The following is a 23,189-nucleotide window of genomic DNA, read 5'->3' on the forward strand; positions in this document are numbered from 1 at the left end:
GCCACCATGTCAGTCACCGTTCCGTCGTCCCTTGCGTCGCCGCTTCCGGCATCGCCCCCGGCCTCCCTGCCCTCGGACCCCCGGGCCCCGTCCCGCATCGTCGGCCACGCCGACGGCCTGTCCGTCTGGCCCCGCTCCACCCGCCCCGAGGCGGACGGGGACGTCTCCGTCAGCGGGGTCTCCCTCGCCGAGGTGGCCGACCGCTTCGGCACCCCCGTCTACGTACTGGACGAGCAGGAGGTCCGCGAGCGCTGCCGTACGTACCGCACAGCGTTCCCCGAGGCCGACATCGTCTACGCCGCGAAGGCGTTCCTGTGCCGTGCGCTCGCGCACTGGGTGCAAGAAGAGGGCCTGGGCCTGGACGTCTGCTCCGCAGGGGAGCTTGCGCTCGCCGTCACCACCGGCTTCCCGCCCGAGAACATCGTGATGCACGGCAACGCCAAGAGCCCCGAGGACCTGCGCACCGCCATTCGGCTCGGTGTCGGACGGATCGTCGTGGACAGCGCGTCCGAGATCGCGCGCCTCGCCGCGATCACCCCAGCCGACACCCGCCAGAAAGTCATGGTGCGGGTGGTCCCCGGCATCGCCGCCGGCGGACATGCCAAGATCCGCACCGGCACCGACGACCAGAAGTTCGGCCTGTCGATCACGGACGGATCCGCGCAGCACGCGGTCACCCGGATACTCGACCAGCGACACCTGGAACTCGTGGGCCTGCACTGCCACATCGGTTCGCAGATCGCCACGGTCAAGCCGTACGTCGTCGCCGTGCGGCGCATGGTCGGCCTGATGGCCCGGATCAGGGACCAGCACGGCATCGCCCTCCCTCAGCTGAACATCGGCGGCGGCCACGCCATCGCCTACCGGCCCGGTGAGGAGAGCATGAACGTGGCCGTGCTGGCCGGGCGGGTCCGCGCCGAGTTGGAGGACGGTTGCGCCCGCGCCGGGCTCCCGGTGCCGCGGCTCACCCTGGAGCCCGGCCGTGCGGTGGTCGGACCGGCCGGCGTCGCCGTCTATCACGTGCTCGCCGTGAAGCGAACCGGCGAGCACACGTTCGTCGCCGTCGACGGCGGCATGAGCGACAACCCCCGGCCCGCGCTCTACGGCGTGCAGTACGCGCCCCGCCTCATCGGCCGACCCTCGTCGGCGCCGCCCCGCCTCGTCACCGTCGTGGGCCGGCACTGCGAGGCCGGCGACGTCCTCGCCGACGGAGTGGCGCTCCCGGGCGACATACGCCCCGGCGACCTCCTCGCCGTTCCCGCGGCCGGGGCTTACCACCTCTCCATGGCCTCCGGTTACAACCTCGTCGGCCGACCCCCCGTCGTCGCAGTGTCCGACGGCACCGCACGCGTACTCGTACGCCGCGAATCACTGGACGACATGAGCCGCAGAGACATCGGCCTGTGACACCGGCCCCCACGCCCAGCGTCCGCCGAACCCCCCTCTCGGCGGACGCCGCTCGACACACATCTGATGGCCCGACAGGCCACCAGATGTGTCCGGGCAACTCGTCGAGCGCGAGGTGCCCCTCTCGCGCTCGCTCAGGCGTGTGATCACCGCACCATTGTCCGAACTGTCAAGCATTGTGCCTGTTACCCGATTTACGTGACACCGGTGGCGGAGCGCGGGGTGGTGTGGCGTGGTGTGCGGGTGCGCCGGTAAGGGCTTGTCGCCGGGGGTGGCGGGGGTGGTTGCCGTGCTCAGTGATTGTCAGGGTCACGTCTGTGGGGAGTGCGTGACGACTGCAGTCGTCGGTTACGGAAATATCCGCATTTTGTAACGCAGGCTGAAGCCTGTGCCGGTGGGCGGGCGGGTGGTTCAGAGTGTGGGTCCTCGGCTTGTTGAGCCGGGACCCGCACCGCGCAACATGGCTCCGACCTGGGCCTGGGCGCCTCTACTTGAGGGGACATCACGTGTCTGCTTCTCGTACTGTCCGTCGTCTCGTCGCTACCGGTCTGGCGGCCGGTTCCCTTGTCGCCGTCGTGGCGATGCCGGCATCGGCCGACGACGGCCACCACCGTGGCCGTCACCACCAGACGTACTCCCGTGTGGTGCTCGGCGGCATCCAGTACAACAGCCCGGGCGTCGACGACCACTCCAACCGTTCCCTGAACGGGGAATGGGTCGAGGTCACCAACACCGGCTACCGGCCGGTGAACCTGGACGGATGGACACTGTCGAACCGGGACGGCAAGCGCTACCGCTTCGACGACCTGCGTCTGGGCGCCCGGGCCACCGTCCGCGTCCACACCGGACGCGGCTACGACACCCGCGCCCACGTCTACCAGGACCGCCGCTTCGACTACGTCTGGAGCAACTACTCCGACAAGGCCACCCTGCGCGACGACCACGGCCGGACCGTCGACACCAAGTCCTGGGGCCGCGACCGCGACCGCGACCACCGCTACAACGACCGCGGACACCGCCGCTGACCTGACCCCGTCCGCCACCGCCTGCTGACAGCCACAGCGGACCTCCCGGAACGGCTGCGTGCCGCCACCCCCCGCCCCCGAAGTGGCGGCACGCAGCCCACGCGCTCACCGGCCACCCCCCTCGGGCGGGATGGGCGCGGGCCTGTCGTCGGTCGACAGGCCGCCCCGGGAGCCAGGACGGCACAACCTGACGAGCAGCCGCCGTCGCACCTTGGTTCGGTGCGACGGCGGCTTTGTGGGCAGGACCGCTACTACAGCTCCCGCTCGATCTGGTTCTCGCTGATCTTCTCTTCGCGCATGGTCATCTCGTTCTGGACGGCATAGCGAGTCTGCGGCCCGCTGCCCTCGGCCTGCCGGATCTCGCCCCGCTGGATCTCGTCCTGGTGGTCCCGGTACTCCACGTGCTGTCCCTTGCGGTAGGGCATGGGAAATCTCCAAGTCTCGTGTAGGTCGGCGAGGGGGATCGGCCCGCTCGTTCAGCGGGGGCGCCCCTCTTGGCGCCCGCGACTGTCACTGGGCGCACTGACAGCCCACTCCCAACTCCGCCCGCCAGCAACCACAACGGGCCGAATGGAGGACCCTGTCCTCGCGATCCGCACCGCGCTCATGGTGGTCAACCCGTCGAACGGGCAGGGCCCGCTGTCACGGAACAGCCGGGACGAGCAGGACCGGACCGGTCGGGGCGCTGACGGCCTGACGACCTCGGCGAACATCGCAGCCGGGCCGGGCCGGGCCGGGCGTGGGACCGGAGGTGATGTGGTCGGACGACGTCACTCCAACGGCCGGAACCGGCCGTTCTCGTCGAGGCCGTAGAGGATGCCCAGCTCCGGATACGTCTCCAGCTCACCCGGGGCCGACTGCGAGCCGGGCGGCCAAGTCCTCGTGACAGTTGTCGGGCACCGGCGACGGACGGCCGGTGTCGCGCAGCCGTCGGGATGCGGAGATGATGTCGTCCGTGGCGAGCGCGATGTCCTGAGAGACCTTGCCGCTGTCGGTGGACGCAGGCACGATGCCATGTCCCATGTGGTGACGGGATGTTGATTGCTCACTTTCACTGACCTGCCCCCCGCAGCAACGCTGTGACCTCGGACCTGAAAACGGTCGCACCCCGTGCGGCAGAACGCCCTACGCTGACCACCATGTCGTCTCACGTGCCGATCAGCGATGAGCTGCGCTCCGTAGTGGGCTCCCCCACGCAGGCCACGCTGCTGGACAGCAGTCCGCGCTCCCGGGTGTGGCGCGTCGAGTTGCGCGGTGGCAGCCGGGTGATCGTCAAGCAGATCGCGGACGGAGGGGGCACCGGGCCCGACGGGGACGCGCGCTATGCACGGGAGGTCGCCGCGCTGCGGCTTGCCGCACGGGCCACCCGACCGACCGTCGCGCCGGCGCTGCTCGGAACGGACCCGGAGTCCCGAGTGATGGTCCTGGAGCACCTGGACGATCGTGGAGCGGCCGGCGACTGGATGCCCGGCCATGCCGAGGCCCTCGCCCGGCTGCACTCACTCACCGGACCGGCCGACACGGACACGCTCCCCGCTTGGTCCGGACCGACGGCCGCCGACGCCGAGTCCTTCATCGCCCTCGCCGAAGCGCTCGACGTCCCCGTCCCACCGGCGGTGCCGAACGAACTCGCCGGCCTGATCGACCGGCTGGATCCCACGCCCCATCATGCGCTGCTGCACGGGGACCCCTGCCCCGGCAACGATCTGCGCACCGCGACCGGCGTCCGTTTCGTCGACTTCGAACAGGCGTCGCTGGGCAACGGCCTCGTCGAACTCGCCTACTTCCGCATCGGATTCCCGACCTGCTGGTGCGCCCTGTCGGTCACCGGCACGCCGCTTGCGGAAGTCGAGGACATCTACCGTGCCACCTGGCGGAGCCTCACCGGCACGGACGTCCCCGGGGACCTCGCGGATGCCTGCGCCGGTTGGCTGATCCGAGGGGACGCGCTCGTCGAACGCGCCCACCGCGAGTCGGTCGACCACCTCGCACGGGTACCGGCGGAGGACTTCGAGTGGGGCTACGTCTCCGCTCGGGAGCGCCTCGTCCACCGGCTCGGCGCGGTCGCCGACCAAACCCGCGACCACGACGATCTGCACGCACTCGGTCACCTCAGCGCGGCAATGGCCGTACGCCTGCTGGAACGCTGGCCCACCTTGCGCCCGCTGCCGGCGCAGGACACACGCCCCTGGGACTGACAGTCCTACGCGGTCGAGGAGCGTGTCGGCGAAGGACTCGGGCACCGGAGTGCGCGGATCACGGAGGCGGAATCGGTCGGGTCGAACGCTCCCGCACCGCGGTCGTCAACCGGCCCGGCATCGTGGTCAGGGCAGCAGGCACCGGGCTGTCGATCACTTGACCCGGGCGAAGATGGTGCGCGCACACTCCATCGACTCGGTATGCGTGGTATCCACCTCCAGGTCGTAGGACATGCCGCGGTGGACCGCATCCGCCTGTGACAGCGCCATCCCGGCGACCCGGTCACCACGCGCGATCTCGCGACCCGCGGCAACAGTGGCATCGCACCTGACGCCCACCCACAGCACCTGCAGTCCGCCAAGAGCCTGCTGCCACCGCCGCTGGGACGCCGCTCCGCCGAGGAAGACCTCATCGACGATGATCCGTGCACCCGCACGGGCCATCGTGGCAAGCCCCTCGATCCACGCCGCTTCCAGCGTCCGGAATTCAGGACCGACGATCACCTCACCGTCCGGAGCGAACACGATGCCCCCATCCGACGTCCGCATGGACGCGGGCATCGCCTCGACCAGTGTGTCGACCCCGAACGACAGCCAAGGATCCGGAAGCACCGCCTGCAGACACCGGGCGATCCCGGACTTCCCCGAACTGGATCCGCCGTTGAGAACGATCATCTGAGTCATCACCGCGCCACATTAGAGGCACCTCAGCGACGACCGAAACGGGTTTCGACGGAGACAAGAGCTCCCCCGTGCACGCGACGCAGGCGCGGTCTAGTCCCTGCGTCGCAGCCGTGCCGAGAGATGGTGTTGCAACGGTTGACCGACTGCCGCGAGGTCGTGGACGAACGTGAGCGTGGCGTCGTCGGCCAGGGCATAACGGCGGCGGGTGGCATCGACCTCCTTGGCGGTGGGGGTCAGAGCCACGTCGTGGGTGGAGAGGTCGACCGTGTTGTCGGTCGCACGGCCGACCGCGATCTCCGCGATGCCGGTGGGCTGGGTGATGAGGGCCTCCACGCGGCCGTCGGGCTGCAGACGCCACCAGCCGCTCTCCCGGGCCGCCGGCCGCAGCGGTGCGTCGTCGGCGCCGAGCAGCCAGGCCCGGGCCTCGTAGCGAAGGAAAGGGCGACCGTCGTGGCTGAAGGTGACCTCCTGCGCGTACTCGAAGTCCTCGGCGAGCGTCGGGTATCCGCCGCGTCCTCGGCCGCGCCAGGTGCCCAGGAGGCCGAGCACAGGCGACAGCAGCGCGTGCGGGGCGGGCTCCTCGTCCGGTCGGTGGGCATCGGGGTACGGGGGCTCCGTTGCGGGGTCGAACACGGTGTGCGCTCCTGGGATCGGGGCCGGTGCCGGGTCGAAGCCTAGAGTGTCGTTCACTTCGGCGACGGGCGGGGAAGCTCCCGCGACGCGTCGCGGGAGATGTCTCCCGGTGGCGGCGCCCGTGCTGTCATGTGACCTGCCGTCGTCGGAGACATGCGCTCGGCCGGCTACAACGCCGGTGTCTGGGACTGGAATTCGGACGACGACCTCTGCCATCACAACGAGGTCACCGGCGGCCACGGCACTCTCGACTCGACGGCGTACGACATCGACTGCGGCAACACGATGTCCGCGCACGGCGTGGTCCCGCTCGTCTCGTCTGCACCCGGCCGCCGGTGCCAACTCCCACCCGGCGGCCGGGCCGCACGTCCCCTGAGGCGCCGCGGGTGCTCCCGGTCCGGGTGAGCGGAGGACGAGCACGCCGCCGCGTCGGAGCGCCGGCAGTCAGGGCCTCCTCGGTCGCCGTCCGTGAAAATTTTGCACGCCACGCAAAATTGCATAGCATGCACCTTCGTGAGTGCCGACGACATGCCACTCGGGCTGCGCGAACGTAAGAAGCGTGCGACACGTGACGCCCTCGCGGACGTGGCGCTACGCATGGCCGCGGACCGCGGGATCGAGAACGTGACCGTGGAAGCGGTCACCGATGCGGTCGGCGTCTCTGCGCGCACCTTCTTCAACTACTTCCCGTGTCTGGAAGACGCGGTCACCCGACCCGACCCCGACACCGCCGAGCGGGCCCGTCGGGCGGTGCTCGACGCGCCGAGGGAACTCTCGGCGCTCCATGCTCTGCGCGAGGCGATCGGCCAGGAACTCGCCCATATCGAGGAGGATCACGAACGCTGGGAACTCCAGTCGGCCGCGCTCAGGGCGAGCCCTTCGCTGCTGCCCGGATTCCTGGCCGCGCAGGGCGCGGACGAACGCGCACTGGTCGCCGTCGTGGCCGAGCGCCTCGGCCAGGATCCCGAGACGGATCTCCACCCCCGGCTTCTCACACACGTGACGATCGCTGCCGTGCGCGCCGCCGTCGAGCTCTGGGTGGCCTCCGGCCGTAACCGCACGTTCCAGAGCATCTACGGCGAGGCGTTCGCCTCGCTGGCCGACGGCCTGGACGACTGAAGTACATCCGCCCCCACCGGGGGCCCTTCACCAAAGAATGAGGAACGTCAGCCGATGACCGCTGCCGTCACACCCGAAACCGGTACCGCCGGTGCGCCCGATGGGGCTGCACCGGCCATGACGCGTCGTCACATACTCCAGGCCATGTCCGGCCTGATGGCCGGCATGTTCGTGGCCATCCTGGCCTCCACCGTGGTCTCCAACGCCCTTCCCAGGATCATTGCCGATCTGCACGGCAGCCAGTCCTCGTACACCTGGGTGGTCACCGCCGAGCTTCTGGCGATGACGGCGACCGTCCCGATCTGGGGCAAGCTGTCCGACCTCTACGACAAGAAGCTGCTCATCCAGCTCTCTCTGTCGATGTTCATCGTCGGCTCGCTCGTCGCCGGCTTCTCGCACAGTGTCGGCCTGCTCATCGTGAGCCGTGTGGTGCAGGGCATCGGCGCGGGCGGTCTCACCGCGCTCGCCCAGGTCGTGATGGCGGCGGTCATTCCGCCGCGTGAACTCGGCCGCTATTCCGGTATCTTCGGCGCCGTCTTCGCCGTCGGCACCGTCGCAGGACCGCTCATCGGCGGTGTGCTCGTGGACACCTCCTGGCTGGGGTGGCGCTGGTGCTTCTTCATCGGTGTGCCGTTCGCCCTGCTGGCGATCGTGCTGCTCCAGCTGACCCTGAAGCTGCCCACGGTCCGCAGAGAGGTGAAGATCGACTATCTCGGTGCCGTCCTCATCATGAGCGGGGTCAGCGCACTGCTGCTCTGGGTGACCCTCGCAGGCAACCGGTTCGACTGGGCGTCGTGGCAGACCGCCGCTCTGGTCTCCGCCGGTGTGGTCCTGCTGGTCGCAGCGGTCCTGGTCGAATCCAGGGTCCAGGAACCGATCATCCCGCTGGACATCTTCCGTAACCGCACCGTTGCGCTGACCACACTGGCGAGCCTGCTGGTGGGCGTGGCCATGTTCGGCGGCACGGTGTTCCTCTCCCAGTACTTCCAGATCTCGCTCGGCAAGTCACCGACCATCGCAGGTCTGATGAGCCTGCCGATGATCCTCGGTCTGATGCTCTCCACGACCGTCGCCGGGCAGATCATCTCCGCCCGGGGCAAGTGGAAGGGCTTCCTGATCGCCGGCGGCATCATCATGACCGCGGGCATGGGCCTGCTGGCCACGATCAGCGCGGACTCCTCGTTCGGGCTGCTCAGCATCTACATGGTGGTACTCGGCGTCGGCGTCGGCATGCTGATGCAGAACCTGGTGCTGGCAGCTCAGAACGACGTACCCGCGTCGGAGCTCGGCGCGGCGACCTCGGTGCTCTCGTTCTTCCGCAGCCTCGGTGGGGCGATCGGCACGAGCGCGCTGGGCGCCGTGCTCAGCCACCGGGTGGCGAGCGAGCTGGAGAAGGGCTTCGGCGGCGCGGCGGACAACGGAGGCGCCGGGCACGGGGTCCCCGACCTCGCCGCCCTTCCCGAAGCGGCCCGGCAGGTGGTCGAGCACGCGTACGGGGTCGCGACCGCGGATGTCTTCCTGATCGGTGCCCCCTTCGCGTTTCTCGCGCTGATCGCGGTGCTGTTCATCAAGGAGAAGCCGCTCAAGACGCAGAGCGGCATGGAACGGCTCGCGGAGGAGAACGCCGCCGCGGCAAAGGCGCCGGCCGCCCCGGCGCACTGAGCGCGCCACAGCGACAGGCCACACCGAGTTCGATGAGCAGGGCCGTCGTGACCGTACAGACTCTGCGGACACGCACAATGCGTCCGCGTGAGCGTTGCGCGCACGGCGGCCAGGCTCCTTCTCGCCAGGGGTACGGACAGACCGGGCACCCCGAGCCGACGAAGTGTTCGGCCCGACCACACAATCGCAGGACTCGCTTGAACTGGAGCCGCTTCCGAGCCGTACATGATGGATGGCGGAACCGGCCCCCCAACCTGATCCGCCGTGCCACCACTTGGCTTCGCACGGAAGGATCATCGGGTGTCGCACCCTGACCGCGCTCCAGTCCCGCCCCGAACCGACAGCGCACGCACGGAGGAGGGCCCGACACGGGACGGTTCCCCGGAGCGCGTCGCGGACCGTGACGCCGCGGGCCCGGCCGGCGCCGCAAGTGACGGCCCCGGTGAGCCCGTCGTCCGCGGCCGATGGGAAAGGCACCCGGCCATGGTGCGGAGCGCGGCGTGGGTGACCACTGCTCTGGCCGTCGCGCTCGTGCTCTTCGCTCTCCTCCTGCCGAACCAGGTCGACCGGGTCACGCCCGGCGCATTCGCCCGCATCCCGGTGGAAGGGATCCTCGGCGTCGCCGTACTGCTCGTCCTGCCGCCGAAGCCGAGGCGGGTGGTGGCGGTGTTCGCCGGGGTGGGTCTCGGCCTGCTGACCATCCTGAAATTCCTCGACATGGGTTTCTACGCGAGTCTCGACCGACCTTTCGATCCGGTACTCGACTGGATCCTCCTCGACGACGCCGAAGCCTTCCTCAAGGACTCTGTCGGCCGGGCCGAAGCGATCGGTGCGCTGATCGGGATCGTGGCCCTCGCCATCGCCTTGCTCGCCTTCATGACGCTGGCCGTGGTCCGGCTGAGCCGCCTCCTGGCCCGGCACAGCGCCATGGCGACCCGTACCACCTTGGTGCTCGGGACCGCCTGGATCACCCTCACGGCGCTCGGCACGCAGATCGCCGGTGTGCCGGTCGCTTCCAGGAACTCGGCCACCCTCGTCGAGGACCGTGCCGACTCGGTGCGTGCAGGACTCAAGGATGAGCGCGAGTTCGAAAAGGAGTCCGCCGTCGATGCCTTCGGCGACACCCCGGCCGACCAGTTGCTGACCGGGCTGCGCGGCAAGGACGTCATCTTCACCTTCATCGAAAGCTACGGCCGCTCCGCAGTCGAGGACCCGGCGATGGCGTCGCAGGTCGACGCGGTGCTCGCGGACGGGGCCAGTCGGCTGAGCGCGGCCGGGTTCTCCTCGCGAAGCGGCTGGCTCACCTCCCCCACGACGGGCGCCGGTAGCTGGCTTGCCCACACCACCTTCATGTCGGGACTGTGGGTCGACAATCAGCAGCGCTATCGCAGCGTCACCTCCAGCAACCGCCTGACCCTCACCGGCGCCTTCGGGCGCGCCGACGCCTGGCGGACGGTCGGCATCATGCCGGGTGTCACCCGGGCCTGGCCGGAGGGGAAGTTCTTCGGCCTCGACAACATCCACGACTCCCGGCAGCTCGGGTACAAGGGCCCGAAGTTCAGCTGGACGCCCGTACCTGACCAGTTCAGTCTGTCCGCGTTCGAACGCCTGGAGCACGGCAAGCCGGGCCGTGACCCGTTGATGGCGGAGATCATTCTCGCCTCCAGCCACAATCCTTGGGCACCCATCCCCAGGATGATCGGCTGGGACGAGGTCGGTGACGGCTCGGCGTACGACGCCATGAAGAAGGCCGGCAAGGACCCCGAGGAAGTGTGGCGGGACCCCGCCCAGGTGCGAACCGAGTACCGGCGTGCCATTGAGTACTCGCTGCACAGCCTCATCTCCTACGTGGAGAAGTACGGCGACGACAACACCGTGCTCGTCTTCCTCGGCGACCATCAGCCGGTGGCGACCGTCACCGGTGGCAAGTTCGGCCGGGACGTACCCGTCGCGATCGTCGCCCACGATCCGGCCGTGATGGACCGCATTTCCGGCTGGGGCTGGCAGGACGGTCTGAAGCCCGGCCCGTCCGCTCCCGTCTGGAAAATGGACGCCTTCCGCGACCGCTTCCTGACCGCCTTCGGTCCGCAGCCGCGCACCGACTCGTCCCCGCCGGCCCGGTGACCAGAGGCAAACGCAGTTGACCAGGTGGAGTCATGATGTCGCGTCGACCCGCCACGGCGCGGTCGACGTCCCGCCGGATGCGCGACGGAGACGGACGGTTCGCGCACTGATGCGGCAGGCCGCTCAAGCGGACGAAGGGCTGCGGAGACACCGGCGGTGGCTGTTCGCACTCGTCGTGGTCGTGCTCCTCGCCGAGATGGCCGTCGCGATGGTCACGACGGCCGTGAAGCAGACCCCTACCATCGACGAGCCCGTGTACGTGGGCACGGCGGTGGTCTACCTGCAGCAGCACAGCCTGCGGTACAACCCCGAGCATCCGCCGCTGGGCAAGCTGCTCATCGGCTCGGGAACGGCCTTCGCCGACGCGCACCTCGACCGCGCCTTCACCGGCGATCAGACGGAGCTCGGACGCCACCTCCTGTACGAATCGGGCAATGATCCGTGGCGTCTGATGCTGTGGGCGCGGTTGCCGGTGATCGTGCTGACGCTCCTGTTCGGGCTGGTTGTCCTCGCGTTCGCCCGGGACCTCGCCGGCCCCGTGGGCGGGTTGGTGGCGCTCGGTCTGTACGCGTTCTCGCCCGACATCATCGCGCACGGTTCGCTGGCCACACTTGACGTTCCGACGGCCGGCTTCCTGCTGACGTCGGTCTGGTTGCTGTGGCGGGCGCGGCGGCGGCCTCGCCTCTGCCTCCCGCTCGCCGGAGGGGCGCTCGGCGCGGCCGTGGCCACGAAGATGAGCGCGTTGCCTGCGGTTCCGGTGCTGTTCCTCCTGGTCGTCCTGTCGGTCTGTCACGCCCGCCGGACGCACGACCCCGGCCCCGGCGGGCGGATGCGGCTTCTCGTGCTCGGCGTGGCCGCCGTATCGGTCGTCGCGCTGGTCGCGATCGCCGTGGTGTGGGCGTCCTACCTCGCCGTCGACCCGCAGTTGCGATGGGCCGGTGCCGAGAACCTGCCGGTCACCCACGGGCCGGGCCCACGTGTCGTCGACGGGCTCCCGTTCCCGGAGCCGTACCGCGACGGTATGCGCATCCAGTTCGGCTTCGAGAACATGACGTGGAGCGGCTTCCTGTTCGGCCGCCACTACCGCGGTTCGCTGTGGTACTACCTGCCGGCCGCGCTGCTGATCAAGACGCCGCTGGGCATGCTCGCGCTGTGGTCGGCCGGTGCCGTCGCCGCCGTGACGGTGCCCCGACTGCGGTCCGCGGCACCGTACGTGCTGGTCCCCACGGTGGTGCTGCTGGCCGCGGCCATGACCGGGTCCCGCGATCTCGGTGTTCGGTACGCCCTCTTCATGCCGATGTTCCTGGCAGTCGCCGCGGCCGGCGTGGCCACCTTCCGACGGCGGTCGGCGCACATCGCGTCAGCGGCGCTGCTCCTGTTCGTTGCGGTGAGTTCCCTGCGGACGTACCCGTACTACCTGCCGTACTCCAACGAGGCGTTCGGCGGCCCGGCCAGGACTCACCTGCGTCTGCATGACTCGAACGTCGACTGGGGTCAGGACCTGGGCCGGTTGGCCGCCCGCCTTCGGCAGCGGTACCCGGACGAGAGGGTCTGGCTCGTCTACAAGGGCAGCGGCGTGCCCTCCTACTACGGCATCGACGCGTCCGACCCGCGCAAGGTCCCTCCTAGCGAGGTTCACGGGCTCCTCGTCGTGTCGGACTCCTCGATCGCCAAGGCCGATGAACGGCTGGCCACTCTGGTCAACACCAGCGTGCGCATCGACGAGGTGGGCCACTCGATCACGATCTACCGCCGGGCAACGCGCGTTGACGGGGCACCCGAGGCGAAGTGACCGCGGCGCAAAGAGGTCCCTCACAACCGTCCCACGACGTGACCGGGCGAGGGAGCGGTCAGGCGTTTTCGAGCATCGTGTCCCGGACCTCCTTCGCGTTCCCACGGGACCTGACGCACCACAGCCACCCGATGTCACGCCCGAAGGACCAGACGAGCAACGCGAGCGCCGACAGGACTGCCGCATACGCGGGCAGGCGCGGGACGATCCCGGCGCCGACCGCGAGAAGAACGATCCCCTGCAGGGCGGCCACCGTCTTACGGGCCATGCTCGGCCGAAGGGGCCCACGCAACCACGGCCATGCCCGGGCCGCCACGACGAACACGTAGCGCATGGCCCCGATCAGCAGCACCCATGCGCCCAGTGACGTGGCGACGTGGACGCTGAGCACCAGAATGAGGAAGGCGTCGACCTCCATGTCGAAGCGTGCCCCCAGGGACGACGCCGTCCCGGTGCGCCGGGCGACCTGGCCGTCGACCGCATCAAGGATCAGCGCCACCGTGGCGAGCGCGACCAGGACCGCGACCGGCGGTCGGCTGACGAAGGAATCCGCGACCAGCGCGGCCACACCCCCGACGAGCGTCGTGCGGGCCAGGGTGACGCCGTTGGCGGGACCGAAGGGCCGGTTGCCTGCCTGGTCCAGTGCGCGGGTGAGGACGACCCAGACGCCGGCCGTGAAGACCAGGCCCGTCAGCCACCCCGCGGCTCCCAGCCCGGTCATCATGCCGAGAAGGGCCAGCAGGAGGGTCTGCCCGGCCGCGCCCGACGCCGGCTCCGGGCGAAGCAGACGAGTTCTGTATGTGCTACTCCGGGTCACGCGCGCCGCCCTCCTGCCGTGTGACACATTCGCCGAGAGCCGCGTACGTTTACGCGGTCTCACGATCATCAGAACGTAAACCATCACCCGAGCGTTCAGCAGGAGGTCACCGATGGAGCGCACCGCACGCGCCTTTTGGCTCCGCTCCCCCGGCCACGGCGAGATACGGGACGTTCCGCTGCCGGAGCCGGCCGGCGACGAGGTCGTGGTGCGCACGCTGTACTCCGGGGTGAGCCGTGGCACCGAGAGCCTGGTCTTCCGCGGCGGCGTACCGGAGAGTCAGCACATCGCGATGCGGGCGCCGTTCCAGGACGGCGACTTCCCCGGTCCGGTCAAGTACGGCTATCTCAACGTCGGCCTTGTCGAGGAGGGACCGGCGCGCCTCGTGGGCCGTACGGTCTTCTGCCTCTACCCGCACCAGAGCCGGTACGTCGTCCCTGCGAGTGCGGTGACCCCGGTGCCCGACACCGTCCCCGCCGGGCGGGCCGTGCTGGCCGGAACGGTGGAGACCGCGGTGAACGCCCTGTGGGACGCCGCACCGCTGATCGGCGACCGGATCGCCGTCGTCGGGGCAGGCATGATCGGCTGCTCCGTCGCCGCACTGCTCGCCCGGTACCCTGCCGTCCGCGTCCAGCTGGTCGATTCCGATCCCACCCGGGCCGTCGTCGCCGACGCCCTGGGCGTCGACTTCGCGCTCCCCGAGCATGCTCTGGGCGACTGTGACCTCGTGGTCCACGCCAGCGCCACCGAGGGGGGTCTTGCCCGCTCGCTGGAGCTCCTCGCCCCGGAGGGCACGGTCCTGGAACTGAGCTGGTACGGCGACCGGCGAGTCAGCCTGTCGCTCGGGGAGGCCTTCCACTCCGGTCGTCTGGTCCTGCGCGGCAGCCAGGTGGGGACCGTGTCTCCGGCCCGGAGCTCCCGCCGTACCTTCGCCGATCGGCTCGCCCTCTCGCTCGACCTGCTCGCCGACCCCGCCTTCGACGCACTGATCACCGGCGAATGCGCCTTCGAGGAGCTGCCCTCGGTGCTGGCCAGGATCGGCAAGGGGGATCTTCCCGGGTTGTGCCACCGCGTGCTGTACGACACGACTCCGGTGGCACGGGTTCCGGCCGGACGTTGAACGAAACTCGCCATTGAACCTGTCGGGGCCTGAACGCACGGCATGTTCCAGCCGTACTGAACGACAAGGGCCGCGAGCGGCCACATGGGTCGGACCAGGAGGTCACAGCCGTTGTTCAGTGTCACCGTCCGCGAGCACTTCATGATCGCCCACAGTTTCCGCGGGGAGGTGTTCGGTCCCGCGCAGCGTCTGCACGGAGCGACGTACGTAGTGGACGCCTCCTTTCGCCGTCCCGAGCTGGACGCCGACAACATCGTCGTCGACATCGGGCTGGCCACCACTGAACTAAAACGTGCGGTGGGCGAGTTCAACTACCGCAACCTCGATGACGAATCGGAGTTCGCGGACCTCAACACCTCGACGGAATTCCTGGCCAAGGTCATCGCCGACCGCCTGGCCGACCAGGTGCGCTCCGGAGCACTGGGCGAGGGCGCACACGGCCTGACCGCCATCACGGTGACTCTGCACGAATCACACATCGCATGGGCGAGCTACGAGCGGCTCCTGTGAACCCCGCGGCCGCCACCACGACGACCGGGCGCTCGGTCGTCGTGGTGATGCCCGGTGGCGTCGACGATCCTTCCGCGCCGAGCGGGGGAAACACCTACGACCGCAGAGTGTGCCGGGACCTGCCCCGGCTCGGCTGGCAGGTCCACGAGTACGCCGTCGCGGGCACCTGGCCACAGCCCCGAGCCACCGCTCGTGCTGAACTGGCCCGGATTCTCAGGGAGTCGGCGGACGGCGCCGTCGTCCTCCTCGACGGACTCGTCGCCTGCGCCGTCCCCGACATCGTCGTCCCCGAGGCCGAACGGCTGCGCCTGGTGGTGCTCGTCCACCTGCCGCTGGGCGACGAGACGGGCCTCACCCCCGCCACGGCAGCAGCCCTGGACGCCGGAGAGCGCAGGACGCTGCAGGCCGCGGCGACAGTCGTGGCAACCAGTGACTGGGCGGCCCGACGGCTCGTGGACCACCACGGACTCGACCCCGGCCGGGTCCACGTCGCCGCCCCCGGAGCCGACACCGCCCCTCTGGCGGCCGGCACCGGCGCCGGCCGCCCCCCGAGCCTGCTCTGCGTGGCCTCCGTGACTCCGCGAAAAGGGCAGCTCCAGCTGGTGGAGTCCCTCGCTGCCGTCGCGGACCTTCCGTGGAACTGCGTCTGCGTCGGCGGACTGGGCCAGGATCCCGGCTACGTCACGCGGCTCCGGGAACTGATCGGGCGGTACAGCCTCGGCGACCGGGTACACCTTGTCGGCCCACGGACAGGCACTGAACTGAACGCGAGCTACGCCGCAGCCGACCTGCTGCTGCTCGCCTCGCACGCCGAGACGTACGGCATGGTGGCGACGGAGGCTCTTGCCCGCGGCGTCCCCGTACTGGCGACGGCGGTCGGTGGACTCCCGGAAGCGGTCGGACACGTACCCGACATGGGCGTGCCGGGCTCCCTGGTACCACCGCGGGACCCGGCAGCATTCGCCTCGGCATTGCGCCTCTGGCTCGGTGAGCCGGTCGAACGCCGACGTTCGAAGCAGGCGGCCGTGGCTCGGCGCACGGTGCTGGCCGGCTGGGACACGACCTCGCGCAGTCTGGCCGCGGTGCTGGAACGACCCCGCAAGAAATCCCGGGAGGCCGCATGAGCGGGACCGGTGCAACTCGCTATGCCCCGGCATGGCTTGCGCTGCGGGAGGGTGCCGATGCGGCCGCCCGCGCATCCCGACTCCTCGGACCGCTGCGGCAACACCTGGAGGCCGCGGCCGGTGAGCCCGGGGGCGCAGAACCGGCGCCAGGGCGCTCGACGTGGGTGATCCGCGATCTCGGGTGCGGCACCGGTTCCATGGGGCGCTGGCTCGCCCCCCGGCTGAACGGTCCCCAGCACTGGATCCTGCACGACCACGACCGGGACCTGCTCGACCTGGCCGCCGCTCGGACGCCTCGTACGGCCGCCGACGGCAGCCCCGTCACCGTCACGACAGAACCCGGCGATGTCGCGCTACTGACCGCGAACGTCCTCTCAGGCACCTCGCTGGTGACGGCCTCCGCCCTGTTGGACCTGCTCACCCGCGAAGAACTGGACGTGCTGGCCGCGGCCTGCGCCGGGGCCGGCTGCCCCGCCCTGCTGGCGCTTTCCGTGGTGGGAAGGGTCCACCTCACCCCGGCAGATCCGCTGGACGCCGAGATCGCGCACGCGTTCAACGCCCATCAGCGCCGCGTGGACCAGGGCCGCCGGCTCCTCGGTCCCGACGCCGTCGCGGCGGCCTCCGAGGCCTTCGCACGTCATGGCCTGACCGTACGGGAACACGCGAGCCCGTGGCGGCTCGGTTCCGGTCCTCGTTCCCTGCCCTGCGACGGGTCGCGCCGGACGCAAGAGGTCGATCCGTACGGATCCGGAGGTCAGGACCCGGGCTCCTGCGAGTCCGCGCTGACGGCGGAGTGGCTTCGGGGCTGGGTCGGCGCCGCTCGTGACCAGCGGCCGGACCTCGCACAGCATGCCGACGCGTACCTGCGGCGTCGCCTGGCGGAGTGCTGGGCAGGTGAGTTGCAGGTGGTGGTGCATCACAAGGATGTGCTGGCTCTGCCCGGGCCGACAGGTGGATCTTCGTGACGCCGCGGGTCGTACGGGCCCGTCTCGGCATCCTCGCCGGAACGGTCATCGTCGTCGGGGTGCTGTGGTGGCAGGGCACCGCGGGCGTCCTGGACGGCGTGCGCGGGATCGACGGCCCCACCCTCCTGGCCGCACTCGGTCTCGGCATGCTCACCACCGTGTGCAGTGCCTGGCGTTGGCGCCTCGTGGCGAAAGGGCTGAGCGTGCGGCTGCCGCTGGGTCGGGCCGTCGCCGACTACTACCGTGCTCTGTTCCTGAACGCCGCTCTGCCCGGTGGCGTCCTCGGCGACGTACACCGTGGTGTACGACACGGGCAGAGCGCGGGTGACGTCGGCCGGGGCGTCCGCACCGTCGTCCTCGAACGCGTTGCGGGCCAAGTGGTCCTGGCCGCAGTCGGCGTGGCGCTCCTGCTCACTCAGCCCTCCCTGGCACTCGACAAGGTCGGCCGCCTCGCCGATCGGACCGCCACCGCGCCGGGTGCCCTGTCCGCTCTCCTCGTGGTGTCCGGCCTGGTGATCGTGGGTGCTGTCCGGCTCAGCGGGAAGCGGAGCACATCTCGATGGCACCGCGCGGTGCGGGGCACGCTGGCCGAAGCGCGGCTCGGACTGCTCGCCCGCGGAAGCTGGCCGGGGGTGCTGATCTCGTCCCTCGCGGTGCTGGCAGGGCATCTCGGCATGTTCCTTCTCGCCGCCCGAACCGCAGGCTCGACGGCGCCGGCGACGGAACTGGTGCCGCTGATGGTCCTGGCACTTCTCGCCATGGCGCTGCCACTGAACGTCGGGGGCTGGGGGCCCCGGGAAGGGGTCACGGCATGGGCCTTCGGAGCTGCGGGCATGAGTGCCGCGCAAGGCCTGACCGTCGCCGTGGTGTACGGGCTACTCACCCTCGTCGCGAGCCTGCCCGGTATCGGCGTGCTCGTCTCCCACTGGGTCAGCGGAATGCGTCGTCCGCAGATCGAGCTCGAAGAGAGTGTCCTCGCCGAGAGCGGCGCGCCGGGTCGGCGGACGAAGCGCATCGCGCATCAGCTCCGGGCCGGGAAAGCCGAGCCCCGGGACACCGTCACCGAGCAGGACCGGTGCCACTGTGAGGTAGAGGCGGTGCAGTGCCCGCGCGTGGAGGAAGCGCGACACGGTGATTCCGCCACCCTCGACAAGCACGCGGCCCAGCCCACGGCGGGCGAGTTCCCGCAGCAGACGTCGGGGGGCGAACGCAGCGGCGTCGGGCAGGGTCAGTATGTCGATGCCCTCCATGGCCGCAATGGCCTGCCCCCGCTCCTCGTCCGCGCCCACCACCCACAGGGTGGGTGCTGCGCCGTCACTGAACACCCGGTGGCGGAGCGGTACCCGGCGGTGCGGATCGAGGACGACGCGGACCGGGTTGCTGCCCGCGCAGGTACGGACCGTCAGTTGGGGATCGTCCGCGACGGCGGTGCCGGCGCCGATGACCACCGCGTCGCAGAGGGCACGCAGGCGGTGCAGATGGTCGCGGTCCTCCGTGCCCGTGACGAAGTCGGCGTCTCCGGTACGGCTCGCGATGAATCCGTCCAGACTCTGTCCCAGCTGCGCGATGGCGATGCGCGGACCGCCCAGACACAGCGGCAGGTAACGGTCGGCGAGGATGTCCGCCTCGGGCGAGGCGCGCCCCCACCGGCGTCGGCCGTCAGTTCCTCGGACCAGTCCGGCGGCCTCGGCGTCCGCCTCGGACCGGATGCCGCGCAGCAGCTCCCAGGCTTCGGCCGCATCCAGCCCGTCGCGTCGTTCCACGGAGCGACCGGTCACCGCGTTCCCCGCCGGACGACGGCCGACGACCGGCTGTCCGTGGCGCCGGACGGCCCGGACCCTGACTCCGCCGGAACCAGGAGCTCATCCGGTGTCAGAAGCGCGAGGTATTCAGCGAAGGACTCGACCAGGCCGGTCAACAGCTGCTTGCCCTTTTCGGCGGATGCCAAGGAAGGACGACCGATCACACCTGACTCCGTATAAGCCCGCATGCCGAGAGTGAGCAAATGTTTCCGGTCGTCGGCGAGGAAATCTGCGGTCTCATGACCGGGGCGAATCATTCCTGGATCCACATGCAACAGGATGGACGTTTCCAATTCTCCCGCATGCATGTCGCTGTACGAGGACGTGCTCAAGCCGGCCTTGTCCCGCGCGCTGTCCCAGTCGGCCGATCCAGGAAAGAGCGCCATGCGAGTACCCGTCCCTGCCGACTCCTGAACTGCGTTACGCAACGCATAGTTTCCACCGTGTCCGTTGATCAGAACCAGATTATTGATGCCGGATCGGCGGAGCGATTCAGCGATGTCCCGGACAACGGCACACAAGGTGGTCGCGGAAATGCTGACCGTTCCAGGCCAAGCGGCGTGTTCGTGCGAACAGGAGATCGTCACCGGAGGCAGACGGAGCACCACATGGGCGGCTGCGATCTCCCGGGCGATGGCGCAGGCCACTACCGTATCGGTCATCAGGGGAAGATACGGCCCATGTTGCTCGAAGCTGCCGATGGGAAGAACTGCGACACCGGCCCGACCGGCCCCCGCATCCGCCGTCGTCGTGTCCGGTGACAGCAGATCAGATATCCGCGTGCGCTCTTGCCGTTCACTCATGCTTCCCGACCCATTCCTTCTTCGCACCACGAGACCTGACCACCGGTCGGCCTGAATAGCACAGCACACGGAGGGAAGTTCCGTACGCACCCACGAGAGCAGGCCACGCAAAGTCGGTGCATTCAGCCGTCGAACACGATGACCTGGCAGACCAGTTGCCTTCCCGTCATGAACTTCCAGCCCGCCGGACAAGGCTACCCGATATGATCGGGCCATGATAGAGAGCGATGGCGCACACAGCGACAGCGCGCGTTCAACAGGCGCTGAACGAGCGACAACTGTCCAGCTGTCGACCGAGCACGGAGTTTTCCGTGCTGTCGGCTACTGGGACCACAATCGCCGGGATGAACAAATAGCGCTGGTATACGGCGACATCGAGGGAGACGACGCGCTCACCCGGGTGCATTCGGAGTGTTTGACCGGAGATACCTTCGGATCCAACCATTGCGAGTGCGGTGACCAACTGTCCGCGGCACTACGCGCCATCGTGGGCGAGGGACGCGGCGTACTCATCTACCTGCGGGGCCACGAAGGCCGGGGAATCGGCCTGTTGGCCAAGCTCCGAGCGATGCAGCTCCAGGCGGAGGGACTTGACACGGTCGAGGCGAACATCGCGCTCGGGCTCCCGGTCGACGCCCGCAACTACCAGGTGGCGGCGGAGATTCTGCACGACCTCGGTGTCCGGTCCGTGCGACTGCTGTCGAACAACCCACGCAAGCGTGAGGCGCTGCTGCAGCACGGCATCAAGGTCACCGAACAGGTTCCGCTGCTGACGGAACCGCGTGAGGAGAATCTCGTCTACCTGCGGACCAAGCGCGAACGTCTCGGCCATCACCTGCCGCATCTGGACGGTGGCGTCGACCGGATCTGACGCGACGCGTGGGGCGAAGCCCGGTGCGCGGCGCGGCCCGAGCAGAGGCGTTCGGCAGCCTCCGGAGGCACCGGCCGGGCGGTCGTAGCCCCTCGCGTCGAGGAACCACCCTCCTCCGTCAGGGCGACCACCCCGCGAAGCCGGCACGCCGCCCCCTCTGCAGGTGCCGCCGAGGGGGCAGCACGGGCACGCGACACCGACTCGCGGCAGGCCCGCCACCGCAGTACAGCTGGTGGAGAGCCGGTTCGCTGCCGACACCTGCGGTCATCGACTTGCCCGGTTCCGACGCCGAGACCCCGGTGGCGGAGTGAGCCGTTCGGTGTATCTACTGAGACGGTATGCGGCCGGCAGCTGCCGCCGTGCGAACGGCGCGCTCCTCGTCCATGGCGACGCGGTCCGCATCCTGCCCGTACGACAACACCGCCGGCCGACTGCTGTCACCGTTCACGGACTTCGCCTTGGTGGCGGTGGAAGCGGTCCGCACGACGTCGCCCGGACACCCGCGGAGGTCGTCACCCCCGCGCTGCTGGACTCCATGAAGGGATGAGCGACCTATGACAGGAATCAGCGGTCCGGCCCGGCACCTGCGTGGTCTCCTGGCCGGGGCCGCCGCGGGCGCTGCCGGGACCACGGTCCTGGACGCGATCGGGTACCTCGACATGGTGATCCGCGGCCGTGGAGCGAGTACGACACCCGAGGTCACCGTGGCGCGGCTGTCGGAGACCCTGCACGTTCGGATTCCTGGCGACGAGAACGCGCGGGAGAACCGCGTCGAAGGTCTGGGCCCCTTGACCGGTATGGCAGCGGGTGTGGGGATGGGCGCCCTGCTCGGCCTCGCTCTGTCCTGCGGCTGGCGGCCGGGCAACGCGGTCCTGACCGCCACGGCGACCACGGGGGCGCTGATCGGGACCAACGGGCCCATGACCGTGCTGCGCGTGACCGACCCGCGCACGTGGTCACGCTCCGACTGGGTCGCCGACCTCGTGCCGCACGTGGCCTACGCGCTGGTCACCGTCGCCGTCGTCAGGGGCCTGGAACCCGGCCCGCCCGATCGCACCGGCGCGATCAGCACGGGAGTACGGGAGTGTGGCGCCGCGCTCCGGCGCACCCTGCGTTCATGACCGACGAGAGCGCCGGCGGGGTCCGGGCAGGGGCAGTCGGCGCGCACGGCGCGCTCGTCACCGGATGAGGCAGCACCCACCATCCCCCGTCTGCACGGACGGGACCGGTTGACCTCCTCTGCCGGGCCGCGACACGTACCGCGTCCGGACACTCCAGCGGCCCAACCCGGCTGGTCAGTGGCCCGCGACGCCAACAGGCTGACCGGGGGGACCTACGATCACGTTGGGAATCCGCAGAACATGACACCCTCGCAACGGCGCCCGATAGCCCGCAGGACCCGCTACGGCACCATGGTCGCGCTCCTGGTGGCCATCAGCGCGACACTCAACGCCTGCGCCGGCCGCAGCGACCGCGCCGCCGACAGCAGCCGGGCCGCGGCCGCCGGGGCCAAACAGGTCCAGACCGAGTACGTGCCCTGCGGCAAGCCGCCGGTGAAGCTGGAAAAGGTCGACCAGGACTTTCTCGACACACTCGCGGCAGCCGGCGGCACCCCGCTGTACGAGCAGTCGTACAAGGATGCCCGGGAAGTGCTGAACAAGCTGCAGGCAGGTCCCGTGGACATGCTGCCCGCGCAGATCAGTGAGCGGACCGTGCCCGGTGGTCCGACCGGTCCGGTGTCCATTCACGTCGTCCGCCCCGACGGTGTCCAGGGCGATGTGCCCGCCGTCGTGTACATCCACGGCGGCGGCTGGGTACTGGGCAACTTCATGACCCACGAGCGCCTCGTCCGCCAGATCGCCGACGGCGCTCGTGCCGCTGTCGTCTTCGTCGACTACACCCCCTCCCCCGAGGCCCAGTTCCCCGTCCCTGTCGAGCAGGCGTACACCGTGGCCAAGTGGGTGGCCGATCACGGCGGTGAGATCGGCGTCGACCCCAGCCGGCTGGCAGTCGCCGGCGACTCGGTGGGTGGAGACATGACCGCGGCCGTCACCATGATGGCCAAGCAGCGCGGTGGCCCCCACTTCAAGCAGCAGGTCATGCTCTACCCCGTCACAGACGCCGACTTCGACACCGCCTCCTACAACCGCTTCGCCGAGAACTGCTGGCTCACGCGGCCCGCCATGAAGTGGTTCTGGGACGCCTATGCGCCCCGCGAGGCCGACCGCAGCAATCCGCTGGCCTCCCCGCTGCACGCCACCGTCGACCAGCTGCGCGGCCTGCCGCCCGCCCTGATGATCACCGACTCCGATGTTCTGCTGGACGGGGCCAACGCCTATGCCGCCAAGCTCCGCGCAGCCGGCGTCCCGGTCACCTCGTCCCACCACAGCGGGGTCACCCACGACTTCATGATGCTCAACGCGCTGGCCGGCACCCAGGCCGCCGAGCAGGCCGTCACCCAGACGACTGCGACTCTGCGCGGGGCGCTGTACGCACCGACCGACCCCGGCCCCGGCAAGTGACGCGCGCAGTC

23 protein-coding genes and 1 pseudogene are annotated in these 23,189 nt (G+C 69.8%); 17 read left to right on the top strand and 7 right to left on the bottom strand.

Annotation, left to right across the window (positions count from 1 at the left end; translation table 11 throughout):
* The first annotated feature begins 6 nt into the window (after positions 1-6).
* Together lysA and OG963_RS08040 are read left to right on the top strand one after the other, a co-directional pair.
* Positions 7-1,407, top strand: coding sequence for a diaminopimelate decarboxylase (gene lysA / locus OG963_RS08035; RefSeq protein WP_093770146.1), 1,401 nt, complete (start codon positions 7-9; stop codon positions 1,405-1,407).
* Between the two features lie 506 nt (positions 1,408-1,913).
* A complete protein-coding gene (locus OG963_RS08040) occupies positions 1,914-2,432 on the top strand; it encodes a lamin tail domain-containing protein (RefSeq protein ID WP_256327943.1) in 519 nt (172 codons plus the stop codon).
* Between the two features lie 251 nt (positions 2,433-2,683).
* Here OG963_RS08040 and OG963_RS08045 read toward each other — a convergent pair whose 3' ends face one another.
* Entirely contained in the window at positions 2,684-2,857 is a 174-nt protein-coding gene (locus OG963_RS08045) for a hypothetical protein (protein WP_158716083.1), read from the bottom strand.
* Positions 2,858-3,002: 145 nt separating this feature from the next.
* On the opposite strand from OG963_RS08045, the gene OG963_RS08050 reads away from it, so the two are divergent.
* A complete protein-coding gene (locus OG963_RS08050) occupies positions 3,003-3,245 on the top strand; it encodes a hypothetical protein (RefSeq protein WP_371798701.1) in 243 nt (80 codons plus the stop codon).
* Positions 3,246-3,275: 30 nt separating this feature from the next.
* Here OG963_RS08050 and OG963_RS08055 read toward each other — a convergent pair whose 3' ends face one another.
* The gene (locus tag OG963_RS08055) at positions 3,276-3,455 is read right to left on the bottom strand and encodes a hypothetical protein (protein WP_093770145.1); all 180 of its coding nucleotides are present in this window, start codon (positions 3,453-3,455) and stop codon (positions 3,276-3,278) included.
* 116 nt (positions 3,456-3,571) lie between these two features.
* On the opposite strand from OG963_RS08055, the gene OG963_RS08060 reads away from it, so the two are divergent.
* Complete coding sequence (locus OG963_RS08060; protein WP_093770144.1) at positions 3,572-4,630, top strand: phosphotransferase; 1,059 nt, start codon at positions 3,572-3,574, stop codon at positions 4,628-4,630.
* Positions 4,631-4,783: 153 nt separating this feature from the next.
* Here the strand turns inward: OG963_RS08060 and cpt are convergent, their stop codons facing one another.
* Positions 4,784-5,305: a chloramphenicol phosphotransferase CPT gene (gene cpt, locus OG963_RS08065; RefSeq protein WP_093929302.1), complete on the bottom strand. Its 522-nt coding sequence runs from the start codon at positions 5,303-5,305 to the stop codon at positions 4,784-4,786.
* Between the two features lie 99 nt (positions 5,306-5,404).
* Positions 5,405-5,947 (bottom strand): FABP family protein, encoded by a 543-nt coding sequence (locus OG963_RS08070; RefSeq protein ID WP_093770143.1) that lies wholly within the window; start codon positions 5,945-5,947, stop codon positions 5,405-5,407.
* A 153-nt stretch (positions 5,948-6,100) separates the two neighbouring features.
* Here OG963_RS08070 and OG963_RS08075 point away from each other — a divergent pair, with 153 nt between their 5' ends.
* The 5 genes from OG963_RS08075 (at position 6,101) to OG963_RS08095 (ending at position 12,644) form a co-directional block, all read left to right on the top strand.
* Positions 6,101-6,352: a hypothetical protein gene (locus OG963_RS08075; RefSeq protein WP_093770142.1), complete on the top strand. Its 252-nt coding sequence runs from the start codon at positions 6,101-6,103 to the stop codon at positions 6,350-6,352.
* A gap of 123 nt (positions 6,353-6,475) precedes the next feature.
* Positions 6,476-7,066, top strand: a complete 591-nt coding sequence (locus OG963_RS08080) for a TetR family transcriptional regulator (RefSeq protein WP_093770141.1) — start codon at positions 6,476-6,478, stop codon at positions 7,064-7,066.
* 54 nt (positions 7,067-7,120) lie between these two features.
* Entirely contained in the window at positions 7,121-8,728 is a 1,608-nt protein-coding gene (locus OG963_RS08085; protein WP_371798702.1) for an MDR family MFS transporter, read from the top strand.
* Between the two features lie 483 nt (positions 8,729-9,211).
* Complete coding sequence (locus OG963_RS08090; protein WP_371798703.1) at positions 9,212-10,852, top strand: sulfatase; 1,641 nt, start codon at positions 9,212-9,214, stop codon at positions 10,850-10,852.
* A 109-nt stretch (positions 10,853-10,961) separates the two neighbouring features.
* A complete protein-coding gene (locus OG963_RS08095; protein ID WP_371798704.1) occupies positions 10,962-12,644 on the top strand; it encodes an ArnT family glycosyltransferase in 1,683 nt (560 codons plus the stop codon).
* A 58-nt stretch (positions 12,645-12,702) separates the two neighbouring features.
* Here OG963_RS08095 and OG963_RS08100 read toward each other — a convergent pair whose 3' ends face one another.
* The gene (locus OG963_RS08100; protein WP_319328679.1) at positions 12,703-13,461 is read right to left on the bottom strand and encodes a CDP-alcohol phosphatidyltransferase family protein; all 759 of its coding nucleotides are present in this window, start codon (positions 13,459-13,461) and stop codon (positions 12,703-12,705) included.
* A 112-nt stretch (positions 13,462-13,573) separates the two neighbouring features.
* Between OG963_RS08100 and OG963_RS08105 the strand changes: the two genes are divergently transcribed.
* The 5 genes and pseudogenes from OG963_RS08105 to OG963_RS08125 all read left to right on the top strand — a co-directional run.
* Positions 13,574-14,581: a zinc-binding alcohol dehydrogenase gene (locus tag OG963_RS08105; RefSeq protein WP_319328676.1), complete on the top strand. Its 1,008-nt coding sequence runs from the start codon at positions 13,574-13,576 to the stop codon at positions 14,579-14,581.
* A 111-nt stretch (positions 14,582-14,692) separates the two neighbouring features.
* Positions 14,693-15,091 (top strand): 6-carboxytetrahydropterin synthase, encoded by a 399-nt coding sequence (locus OG963_RS08110; protein WP_093770136.1) that lies wholly within the window; start codon positions 14,693-14,695, stop codon positions 15,089-15,091.
* The gene (locus OG963_RS08115) at positions 15,064-16,215 is read left to right on the top strand and encodes a glycosyltransferase family 4 protein (protein WP_319328672.1); all 1,152 of its coding nucleotides are present in this window, start codon (positions 15,064-15,066) and stop codon (positions 16,213-16,215) included. Before OG963_RS08110 ends, OG963_RS08115 begins: the two co-directional genes overlap by 28 nt.
* Positions 16,212-17,180 (top strand): SAM-dependent methyltransferase, encoded by a 969-nt coding sequence (locus tag OG963_RS08120; RefSeq protein ID WP_093770134.1) that lies wholly within the window; start codon positions 16,212-16,214, stop codon positions 17,178-17,180. Before OG963_RS08115 ends, OG963_RS08120 begins: the two co-directional genes overlap by 4 nt.
* Positions 17,177-18,124 (top strand): annotated as a pseudogene (locus OG963_RS08125) (lysylphosphatidylglycerol synthase transmembrane domain-containing protein); the annotation flags it as partial. The gene OG963_RS08120 and the pseudogene OG963_RS08125, both read left to right, overlap by 4 nt.
* Here OG963_RS08125 and OG963_RS08130 read toward each other — a convergent pair.
* Both OG963_RS08130 and OG963_RS08135 read right to left on the bottom strand, forming a co-directional pair.
* Positions 18,056-18,943: a RibD family protein gene (locus tag OG963_RS08130; RefSeq protein ID WP_256223324.1), complete on the bottom strand. Its 888-nt coding sequence runs from the start codon at positions 18,941-18,943 to the stop codon at positions 18,056-18,058. The pseudogene OG963_RS08125 and the gene OG963_RS08130 sit on opposite strands and share 69 nt — an antisense overlap.
* An 11-nt stretch (positions 18,944-18,954) precedes the next feature.
* Entirely contained in the window at positions 18,955-19,785 is an 831-nt protein-coding gene (locus OG963_RS08135) for a creatininase family protein (RefSeq protein ID WP_319737996.1), read from the bottom strand.
* Positions 19,786-19,999: 214 nt separating this feature from the next.
* Between OG963_RS08135 and ribA the strand changes: the two genes are divergently transcribed.
* The 3 genes from ribA to OG963_RS08150 all read left to right on the top strand — a co-directional run bounded on the left by ribA (position 20,000) and on the right by OG963_RS08150 (position 23,178).
* Positions 20,000-20,656 (top strand): GTP cyclohydrolase II, encoded by a 657-nt coding sequence (gene ribA / locus OG963_RS08140; RefSeq protein ID WP_093770131.1) that lies wholly within the window; start codon positions 20,000-20,002, stop codon positions 20,654-20,656.
* 554 nt (positions 20,657-21,210) lie between these two features.
* A complete protein-coding gene (locus OG963_RS08145) occupies positions 21,211-21,777 on the top strand; it encodes a hypothetical protein (protein WP_256223326.1) in 567 nt (188 codons plus the stop codon).
* Positions 21,778-22,017: 240 nt separating this feature from the next.
* A complete protein-coding gene (locus tag OG963_RS08150; RefSeq protein WP_093770130.1) occupies positions 22,018-23,178 on the top strand; it encodes an alpha/beta hydrolase in 1,161 nt (386 codons plus the stop codon).
* Positions 23,179-23,189 lie beyond the last annotated feature (11 nt).

Origin of the sequence: Streptomyces sp. NBC_01707 (genome assembly GCF_041438805.1) — a bacterium.
Lineage (GTDB): Bacteria > Actinomycetota > Actinomycetes > Streptomycetales > Streptomycetaceae > Streptomyces.